Genomic DNA, 10,628 nt, shown 5'->3' on the forward strand with positions numbered 1-10,628 from the left:
AGCAACGACAAGCTTCTTATTTATCAAAGGAAGTACATTGTCAATTACCCATTTTACCGCATGTTCATTTTCCATTACAGATAAATTTCCATGCATAAGTAGGTAATCCTCTTTTGGGTCTATATGATTACCTTGACTCAAGGGGTTGGCAACGGCTAAAAATTCACTATTTCCGTAAAGGTTTACGTAGTATTTTTGGTCTTTATCAGAAACACTGAATAATCCGTCAGCGGCATGAAAAACAGCTTCGTGTTGCTGTAGTTTTTTAGCTTCTAATTGAAAGAACTTTCTCTTTAAAAAAGATTGCTCTACCCTAGCTAATTGATCGTAATATTCGCTTTCCACATTATGACAGCGCACATATTTTTTTCTTTGCGCTAATAAGGGGTGAGCCAAGTAAGCAGTGCAATGTTGACCTTCAAAAATAATTGGGGCTTCATCCTTCAATAAGTTCTGAAGTAGATCTTTGTTTTTTCTTGAGGCAACAATCATAGGTTGTGAGGAAAACAAGCTTAAGAAGGCTGATTTTCGTTGATAATAATAAACTTTCGTTGTTACTTCCTTCAAAGCTTTAGGCCTACCTCTACCATAATCAAAGCAATGCAGTATAACTTTATAACCAAAATCCTTTAGTGCTTTACACCTGTAGTAAACATCTATTACTCCACCATAATCGGCAGGGTAGGGAACATCGAAAGAAACAATATGTATTTTACCCTTCATGTATCTCGTAGATTTCTTTCAGTTTTTGTGATTCATTTTCCCAATTCAACACATCTGCTGTTTGTAGACAGTTGGCGCGGAGTTCCGCAAGTCTTTCTGAATTTTCTATAATTCCTTTGATCTTTTCTGCAATGTGTAAGGGTTCATGATTTTCTATGATATCACCAACTTCGTAATTTTTTACGATGGTTGCTACTTCTATTACATTACTCGCTAAAATAGGAGTAGTTGTATGGATGTAATCAAAGACTTTGTTGGGTAGTGAAAATTTATAATTAAGGTTGGTGTCTTTATCGAGCGTCAAACCTAAATCTGCATGATACGTAAAGTTCATCATTTCATCATAAGGTCGTCGCCCCTTAAAAATCACTTTATCCTCTAAATTTTCTTGGCGTACCAAAGCTTTTAAATCATCGATAATATCGCCGCTTCCTACAAAGTAGAGAACGGCATTATCTATATGTTTCATTGCTAAAACAGCTTCTTCTGCGCCTCTATCAATGTTGATTCCCGCTCCCTGCAGTATGATCATTTTTTTAGATGCATCTATCCCCAATTCTTCTTTTGAGCGTATGTTTTTGGGTTTCCACAAGGGAGAAATGTTACGTATGATACGCAATTCTTTGTTGTACTTCTTGTTGTATTTATCCGCAATGGATTGGTTAACCGTATAAATGCGCTGGAGTTTAGGAAATATGAAACCTTCAATGGCCTCCCAAACCGCTTTTACCTTTGGCCGCGAAACCAATTCAGGAACTTCCGTGTAGTATTCATGACTATCATAGACCAATTCGCATTTTCTTTTGAATTGTTTAGCCATAAAATTTGCCAGCAAAGTATCCAAATCATTACTTAATAATAGGTCTGCTTTGTGAAACAATAGAAAGAAGAAAAGTCTCAGGTTATAATTAGCATAGAACAAAGCACCCTTGTTAAAAGTAAGTTTCATTCTATGTGTTTTATAATCGCGATGGAGTTCTTTAGAATTAGGAAGTAAACGACCAACTAGCGTTACGTCATATCCGTTTTCATGTAAAAACGTGGCAACTTTGTGCACACGTTGGTCGGTGTATAAATCGTTGGTAACAGAAACTATTGCCTTTTTTTTCTTCACGAGGGGCTAACTTTAATAGTTCTAAACAGCACTTATAAGAGTGTAAAACTGAAATTTTCGGTATTTATTTCAGTTGTTCTGCCTATATCGAGTATGTATTTATCCTTAACGTGCCCAAAATTAGCAAAACCAAACACAGGGATATTCAATTCTTTAAAATGATAGTCAAAAACTTCTTTTAAAGGGAGAGATTCTTCTGGGAATTCAGCAACACAATTATTGAATTTTCCCAAAATAATACCATTGACGGCGTTAAAAACTTGAGCATCTCTGAGTTGTGTGAGCATTCGATCAACGATATAAGGTTCTTCGTTGGTTTCTTCTAAAAAGAGAATTTTACCTTTAAAATTCGGTTGATAGGAGGTCCCCAACATACTAGTTATAACGCTTAAATTACCTCCAAGCAATTTACCGGAGGCTTTGCCCTTTTTGTTGGAATATTGCTCAGCATCTCTTAACGTAATTAGGCGCTTAGCTTTTTGTTGTTTAAAGGCAGCGTCGAATTCAGAAAGTGCAAATTTGTTCCACGTGGAGTAAGCCATAGGACCATGATAGGTAATGAGTCCAGTTTCTTGTGTAATGTAATTAAGCAAACTCGTGAGATCCGAATACCCCATTATAATTTTAGGGTTTTGTCGGATCAAATCTAAATCAATTTTGGGCAGCATACGCGCACAACCAAAACCACCTCGTACAGCGATAAGACCTTTAATTTCCTGGTCGGCCATCAAAGCATGAAATGTAGCCACTCTTTCTTGATCACTCCCGGCCAAATATCCTTTTTGTTGATAGAGGTTGGGTGCTAACCTCACTTTGAAACCTTGATGTAAAAGAACAGTTTCTAATTTTTTGATGTGTTGCGGAGAAAATACCGCTCCAGCCGGAGCGAAGATGGCCAGCGTATCTCCCTTTTTTAATGGAGGGGGAGTCTGTGTGGGATGTTCTGAATACTTGGGTGAATTGCGCACAGCAGAAGTAAGTCCGAGCGCACCCAAACCCAATAAACTGTTGGCTATAAATCGTTTTCTATTCATGAATCTCTAACACGCAAATGTTACTATCAGGAGGATAAATGTAAAAGTGAACCGTTGCTTTAGAGTTTGAATGATAACCTGTAAAGTAACTCGCGGTGCTATCTTTTACCTCGTGCTCTATAATTAATTGCTTATAAATCTCTTTCTTCCATGCTTGCGTAGGGAAGAAGTATTGTGTTGTGTTTAATTTCTTTTCTAAAGGATAGTTTATTACAAAATTGCTATCCAAACCTATTTGAGTATAGGATTGCTCTAAAGTTGAATAATGGGCATGCGCCAAATCATCTAAAAAAAGCTGTTTACTTTCTTGGGCTAACTCTTCTGGAGGAGTAGTTCCACACGCCCATAATAGGTTACTTACGACTAAAATGTATATCGCCTTCTTCCACCAATGCATCACCTTTCATTTTTAAGAATAATTGAATCAAAGCTACTACATCTTTTTCGCAGTAACGACTTATTCTAGCAATATCTCCTTCTTCATAGAATACGCGGGCAACATCTGCACCACTGATATCATCTTTTGGCGTTGGTATACCAAAGATGTGACATAACAACGCGAGGGTTGTATAATGTTTGTAATCACCAAACTTCCACAGTTCCATGGTGTCGAGATGGTTTACTTCCCATGGTTTTTTACCAGCTATATCTAATGGAGGGGGTAGAGGAATTCCTAAAATCAACATTCGGCGAGCGATGAAAGGGAAATCAAATTCTTTAGCATTATGTCCGCAAAGTAAATGGTAAGGAGAACTAAAGTGTTCCATGAGCATATCTGAAAATTGCCTTAACAATGTTTCCTCGTCTTCATGGTCAAAAGATTTCATTCTAATTTGTTTACCCGTAGCTGTGTTCTTAACAAAGCCACAAGAGATACAAACTACCTTCCCGAATTCCGCATATATTCCAGCCCTATCGTAAACATCTTCTGGGGACATTTCAACTTCGCTTTCTTCTCCGTTAACCTCAACAGTTTTTGTTTTGTTTTGCCAAAAGTATTTTGTTTTGTTACCGAAGTGGTAGGCGCTATCTTCATCTAAATCTTCGTAACTGTAAGTTTGTGGAACGGTTTCAATATCTAGAAATAAAATTTTCTCTACGTTGACTTTATTGAGCATGTTGATCTTTTTAATGAAAGGTAAAAAAAATAATTAAAGCTAAATTATCTTTTTCTCCCTCAAAATAAAGGGGTAACTTATGGTAAACAATCAACCCTTACCTGTATGAATCAAATTTTAGGAAAAATAGGAGAAGACCTCGCCGTGGAATACTTGTTAAATAAAGGATACAAGTTAATTGATAGAAATTATCGTTTTGGTAGAAATGAGGTAGATATCATTGTTGCTGACGAAAATCAAATCATATTTGTTGAGGTAAAAACCAGAAATAACAATAATATTGGAGAGCCTTATCAGGCTGTGACAAGAAAAAAGCAAAGACAAATTATTAAAGTAGCACACAATTTTATTGTGGAAAATGAAGTTGAATTGGAGGCGCGGTTAGATGTTATTTCTATCGTTTTAAATCAAAAAGAAAAGAAGATAGAACATATAGAAGCAGCTTTTCATACAATTTAGCGTATATAATAAAGAAAGACATGCGTTTAAAAGAAACCTTTATAGCCATCATTAATAATTAATATCTTTGAAGAACTATAAAATGTAACCATGATAAAAAAGAGTTTCTTTTTATTCTTACTTAGCTGTGCAGGGATGTCCTTTGCACAAACACCTACACCAGGAAATGTCGGTACGGCAAATTTAACGGCTTGGTTTAAGCCCGATGCTTTGGCTAATGGAGATGTAACAACTTGGTCTACAAGTTTTCCAACAGGTGCAGCACAAGTTACCGTAACAGATGCGCAAGCGCCATACCCACAAGCCACGAATACCCCGGTGGGAAACGTATCGAATTATAATAAAACACTCCACTTTACGAACACCAACGCCATAACAGCTGCAACAGTTCAAGCGCTTGAAAACAATACAGCTGGTCTTTCTTTAATTGAAAATGGTAGTTCGGGAGATGAAGGAAGTTTTTTTTCAGCTCACTATATTCCTACCAATACACAGAACGACCATATGGTGCTCTACAATTCTGGAACAGATGGTATTCAGTTAAGAAACTTGGGAAATACAGGAAGACTTGCAATAGGATATACGCTGGGTACTTCAGTAAATGCATGTAGAGACTGGACCGAAGATTTTGAACCGGAGATTATTTCATACAAAGGAAATAGATCAACATTTAACTCCATGGATGCTTATCAAAGTTCATGGGAATACACAGGTGGTGTTGCTTCTCAATCTGGAGGAGGAGCAGGTCTTTATTTTGGAGTAAGAGCAAATGGTGGAGGTGCTTACACAAATAATTCTGGATTGAATGGATTTTTACATGAAGTAATCTTCTTTAACAGAGATTTAACCTTGTTGGAAATGAACAAGGTCCATACTTACTTAGCCATTAAATATGGTGTTACCCTATTGAATACTGGAGGTGGAACACAAGGTGATTATATTGCTACGGATGGAACAGTCATTTGGGATGCAAGTGATAACCCAGCTTACCACAACGATGTTATAGGTATTTCAAGAGATGATGATGAGGCATTATTGCAAAAACAGTCGCATGCTTTTGATGATAGTTACAGAATTTATTTAGCCAACTTGGCTGCTTCGAATGATGCGAATGGTGGGGCCTTTGCCGTGAATTTATCGCATGTAACCATGGGACAAAACCAAGGTAGTTATTGTGCGAGTCCTGCTTCAACTTTAGAAGCTCCTGCAGGAATTGGGGCGCGTTTCGAAAACGAATTTAAAGTAACCAAAACGAATTTTGCACAGGTCTTTAATTGGGATGTTAAAATGGACTCATGTTACGATATGAGTGGTATTGATATGACCAAATTAAGATTGTTAGTAGATACAGATGGTGATTTTTCAAATGCAACGATTTATCAAGACGGACAAGATGGTTTAGCTTTTTCTTATGCCAATGGATACTTTACCATTGAAGGTATTGGAGATTTAGTAGTTCCGAATAACTCTACGCGATACTTAACACTTGCTTACAATGAACCTGAAGTTGTATTAACGCCAGATACAAACACAATTTGTGAAGGTGATACCGTAACCTTTACCATTTCTATTACAGGTACAAACGTTCCCGTTGATTTTGAATATACTGATGGAACGGATACTACCTTAATTCAAGGGGCTGTAGATGGGGATATTTTTGAGGTATACCCTATTGTTACAACTACCTACGAACCGATTGGGTATGTAAATATTTTGAAATGTTGTACAGCTCCTGGTCAAACAACAAATTCAACGATTGTTGTAAATCAACGACCTATTGTTCAAGCAACAGCATCAGACTCTGTGTTGTGTGATGGAGATACAACCATACTTTCTGGTGTGGGAGCTTCTATTTATACATGGGATAATGGTGTGGTTGATGGCGCTGAGTTATATCCAACGGCGACCAATACTTATACGGTTATAGGAGAAGACCAAAATGGATGTTTAGATACTTCAAGTGTAATCGTAGTTGTTAACCCTAACCCTGTAGTAGCTGCAAATGCCTCTGCAACAGTTTTATGTTTGGGAGATAGCACTTTACTTTTTGGATCTGGAGCGGTGAATTATTTCTGGGACAACAACGTTGTAGATAGTACTTATAACACGCCACAGGTAACTACACTTTATCACGTTTTGGGGGTAAACCAATTCGGTTGTGTAGATACAGCGAGTATAGAAATTACCGTGAACAACTTACCTAATGTGGTTGCCAACACTACAGCAGATGCAGTTTGTGAAGGTGACCCAGTAACCCTTTTTGGTGCTGGAGCAACGATTTATAATTGGGATTTGGGTGTAACAGATAATCAATCATTTGTTCCTCAAGTTTCCAACATGTATCATTTAACGGGTACAGATGACGATGGATGTGTAAACTACGACAGCGTTTTTGTTGAAGTATATCCAGCGAGAACGGTGAGTGTAGGACCTGATACGGTGATTTGTCCGCAGGATCCAATTATGATTACTACTGACTCTGTATTTACTTCTTACCAATGGTCAAATGGATCAACGAGTCAAACAATCACATCTACTTATCAAGGAACCTATAGCGTAGAAGTAACCGATGAATACGGGTGTACATATACAGATGCCATGGTCGTTACCTTCTCTACAGAATGTTATCCGGCGATTTATGTACCCAATACATTTACTCCAGACGGTAATGAACACAACAATACCTTAATTGTACGTGGAGACTACATTGAAAATTTTGAAATGTGGATTTATGATAGATGGGGTAACTTGTTGTACAATTCTAGAGATATCAATGCAACATGGGACGGGGCTAATTCTTTAGGTCAACCTATGAAGTCGGGTACTTACGTGTACAAAATCATGTACTCTATCGAAGACGAAGAAGATAAAAATTATACACTTACAGGACACATTAACCTGTTGAGATAATTAGGCTGTTCCCCAATAATCTTGGGGACGGGCCTTCCCTTCAAATCCTCAATACGAAAAGTTTTCATACAACCCCTTTTGAGGGCTTCTTATGTCGCCCTAAAAATGCGGTATTCAATACTTTTTGTATTTCCGGGTTTTTCGTTCTGTCCCTAACAGAAATTAAGACCCATTATTAACTCAAAACAGCCTCTATCACCTCTATGGTCTTCAATTGTGTAAAGTTGTCTAAATGATAGCTAAAATAGCTGATAAGGTTCTGTAAGAGTTGTTTTCTTTCCCGTTTAGGAATCTCTAAAGCCAATTGACTTAGTTTGTCGCTATTGCGAAGCATTAAATTCAAATAAACAATACTCTCGTCGTAAATGTATTTATGTCCAAGTGGTTTAAAGGCACAAATCTTACCTTCTTCAACATCAAAATAAGCGGCTTGTTCGTGTTCACTTTCTGGATAAAAACCGAGAAGTTTAGAAAATTCTAGTAAATAGTAAAGGGGATAATTGGTATACTCATCACTGCTGTTGAGCCACAACATTTCATCTTTTATAAAATGAAAAAAGCTAGGGTCTTTTACTTCTTGAATGATGCTTTTAGTGGCCACTTCGGCCATAAAAAACAACAAGCTAGATTTCACCGGGTGCATACACAATTCCTGAAAATTATACTCTGCTTGTATACCCGAAATTTTACCCAAACTACTATCATTTCGTTTGTAGCAAGTAATTTCACTGATGCTTAAAGGAAAGAGAATGTTGGCATTTTTCTTCTTAGCTCCTTGGAAAATAAAGTCTTGAATTCCTTCTTCTAAGGTGAAGAATTTTAAGATTAAACTACTTTCGGAGTAATCCGTTTTCTTTAAAAGAATACCCGTTAAATTTTTCTTCATCTTAATTGATAAAAACGACCTTACCTACCTTTCTGCCTTTTCCTTCTTTAGGGGTGGTCCAGATGAGGTAAACTCCCGTTGATGCTCGCTCTCCGTTCAAGGTCTTACCATTCCATGTGGCTGTTCCTCCATTACTCGTCGTAGAGTAAACTAAGTTTCCAGCAACATCTGTAATCCTTACTGCTGAGTTATAGGCTATTCCTTGAATTGTTATAGGACCCTCAAACTCTGGTCTTACAGGGTTGGGGAATACGACTACGTTTTCATACTGACTATCACCAAAAGTTGCATCACTTCTGTAAGAAACGAGCCCATTATCTGTAGCTATAAAAACCTCTCCGGTATTCTGATCAACAGTAATATCTAAAATAGCATTAGAAACGAGCGGACTATTAGATGTATTAAATTCTCGAATCACTTCCAATCCATTTTCAGAGAATAAAAACACCCCTGAATTTTCAGTCCCTATCCATTTACGATTTGCTCCGTCTATAGCAATATCTGTGATGTAAACATTCTTTAATATCTCTTCAGCATTTTCTTCGAATTGCTTTACTAAATTCTGGAAATTATAGTCTCCAAGGTCTGCATCAAAAATGCCAGCAGTACTGTATAATATGCGCAAACCATCTGGTGATCCAACCCATAGCTCATTGTCAAAATCAACCACCATGGCAGATATCTGATCAGAGGTTAAATTACCATTCGTCTGGCTTGTTCCCAATATTTTGTATTCATCGTCCGAAGTATCCATCAAATCTATTCCTTCGTCAAAGGCTACTACTCCGGTACCTGTAACCGCAAACCATTTTACACCATTGTAATCGATTACCAAGTCGCGTGTATATTTATTCGCCACTGAAGAAGGTAGTTGAAATTCATACCACTGACCATCTGCCGTATATGCCTTCAAAGGTTTTGAACTTAAGCTATTGAGTATCCAGAGTGTCCCGTCATTATCAAAGGCCATGTCAGAAATATAGCTCCAATTATTACCGAGAGATGACCATTCTAGATAACTACTGTTAGGGGTAAACGTGTCTGTAATTGTTGTACCATTTTCTGTAATAAGCAAGGGAATTTTAGAATAAGTACCAAATGCAATTCGGTCTGAATTATAAGGGTCAACCGCTACAGATATGATATCCCAATATCCCTGAACATCCATTAAGTCTTGATTTCCTGGATTAAAGTTTTGCCATTGTTCATCCTGAAAAGTATAAGCACCGTGTCTTTTAAACGAAGGACCTATTCCGTCCAATTGTCCACCCGCAACTGCTAACTTTCCGTCTCCCCAATCTAAGGCAACCGCCAGTTTGTTAAAAGGTCCATCAAAACCTAAGATTTCACTATTGAAAGAATTTGTAGCACGAACAAAACCGGTGTTGTTATCTGCAATGTAATATTGTCCATCGATAAAAAGCACACCTCTAGAAGAAGGATAAACTTGATTAACGTATTGGTATAAGTTTTCAATTTGCGTGAGGTTTTCATCGTAAACAAAGGTTCCACCCTCCATGCAAACAGCCATTCTATTTCCAGAAACACTGATTTGATTAATCTCTCGTTGGTCTAAAAAACTATTACCAGAGGACAAAATTAGAAGAGAGTCTTCTTCATAATTTTGGTGGTCAAAAACTACGTATTGTTCATCTGCAAAAACTACGATTTGCTCATATTTTCCATTGGCACTGTAGTCTGCCAATCGCGTATCTACCGACCATTGTGCAGGGTCGGCAAGAAAAGGGTTACTCAGTGCTCCTGTATAAAGTTTATCTTCTGTTAAAGCGAAAAGCGTATCGTTATAAAAATCAACATCTACAATAGCTTGATTACCTCCGGTAGGGTAGTAAGTGTCTATAACCTCCAAGTTTTCTGGATCGAATACTACTATTCCAAACCCTGTAGCCATGTATACAATATCGTCGAACACTTCAATGGAGTAGATAGATTTGTCTCCAGTAATATTGGCATTTAAAATGTAGGGAAGGTTAATGGTTCGTTCTCCTTGCAATACATCTATATTTCCTGTTTCGTAACCAATAAAAAGTTGTTGGGTTTTCTTGTGGAAACCTATAGCGCTCAACTCAATTTCTGAGAGGTAATCAATCTTATCTCTTCGGGTAACTTCATTTGCCGTTAAGTCATAACTCAATAAAGCATTGTCGTACATTACATGAACATTTTGTTCATCTCCAGCTATTGCCACGGCATTGTTAGAAGGTATATGTAAACGCCACTCTCCCATACCAACTTGTGCAGAAGACAACGTGATACTGAAGAGAGAAAATAATGCAATTAACTTTTTCATTAAGTTGGTTTTGTATAATGTATTACTCAAACGTGGGGATTGTAAAAATATTTGAAATCTTCATCTATCCGAA

9 protein-coding genes are annotated in these 10,628 nt (G+C 37.3%); 2 read left to right on the top strand and 7 right to left on the bottom strand.

Going from position 1 to position 10,628, the window contains the following annotated elements; translation table 11 throughout:
- The 5 genes from AC22ZQ_RS08765 to AC22ZQ_RS08785 all read right to left on the bottom strand — a co-directional run.
- Positions 1-723: glycosyltransferase family protein (locus AC22ZQ_RS08765; RefSeq protein ID WP_318958405.1), on the bottom strand; the 723-nt coding region annotated here is incomplete at its 3' end.
- Positions 713-1,837: a glycosyltransferase gene (locus tag AC22ZQ_RS08770; RefSeq protein ID WP_318958406.1), complete on the bottom strand. Its 1,125-nt coding sequence runs from the start codon at positions 1,835-1,837 to the stop codon at positions 713-715. The genes AC22ZQ_RS08765 and AC22ZQ_RS08770, both read right to left, overlap by 11 nt.
- A gap of 32 nt (positions 1,838-1,869) precedes the next feature.
- Positions 1,870-2,871: a S66 peptidase family protein gene (locus AC22ZQ_RS08775; protein WP_318958407.1), complete on the bottom strand. Its 1,002-nt coding sequence runs from the start codon at positions 2,869-2,871 to the stop codon at positions 1,870-1,872.
- Complete coding sequence (locus AC22ZQ_RS08780; RefSeq protein ID WP_318958408.1) at positions 2,864-3,268, bottom strand: hypothetical protein; 405 nt, start codon at positions 3,266-3,268, stop codon at positions 2,864-2,866. The genes AC22ZQ_RS08775 and AC22ZQ_RS08780 overlap by 8 nt, the downstream gene beginning before the upstream one ends.
- Complete coding sequence (locus tag AC22ZQ_RS08785; protein ID WP_318958409.1) at positions 3,225-3,989, bottom strand: 3'-5' exonuclease; 765 nt, start codon at positions 3,987-3,989, stop codon at positions 3,225-3,227. The genes AC22ZQ_RS08780 and AC22ZQ_RS08785 overlap by 44 nt, the downstream gene beginning before the upstream one ends.
- A gap of 105 nt (positions 3,990-4,094) precedes the next feature.
- Between AC22ZQ_RS08785 and AC22ZQ_RS08790 the strand changes: the two genes are divergently transcribed.
- Both AC22ZQ_RS08790 and AC22ZQ_RS08795 read left to right on the top strand, forming a co-directional pair.
- A complete protein-coding gene (locus AC22ZQ_RS08790; protein WP_318958410.1) occupies positions 4,095-4,448 on the top strand; it encodes a YraN family protein in 354 nt (117 codons plus the stop codon).
- A 90-nt stretch (positions 4,449-4,538) separates the two neighbouring features.
- Positions 4,539-7,358, top strand: coding sequence for a DUF8202 domain-containing protein (locus tag AC22ZQ_RS08795; RefSeq protein ID WP_318958411.1), 2,820 nt, complete (start codon positions 4,539-4,541; stop codon positions 7,356-7,358).
- A 175-nt stretch (positions 7,359-7,533) separates the two neighbouring features.
- On the opposite strand, the gene recO is transcribed toward AC22ZQ_RS08795, so the two are convergent.
- Positions 7,534-8,244, bottom strand: coding sequence for a DNA repair protein RecO (gene recO / locus AC22ZQ_RS08800; protein ID WP_318958412.1), 711 nt, complete (start codon positions 8,242-8,244; stop codon positions 7,534-7,536).
- A gap of 1 nt (position 8,245) precedes the next feature.
- Complete coding sequence (gene porZ / locus AC22ZQ_RS08805; RefSeq protein ID WP_318958413.1) at positions 8,246-10,555, bottom strand: type IX secretion system anionic LPS delivery protein PorZ; 2,310 nt, start codon at positions 10,553-10,555, stop codon at positions 8,246-8,248.
- Positions 10,556-10,628: the final 73 nt, after the last annotated feature.

It is taken from the genome of Lishizhenia sp. (assembly GCF_057456495.1).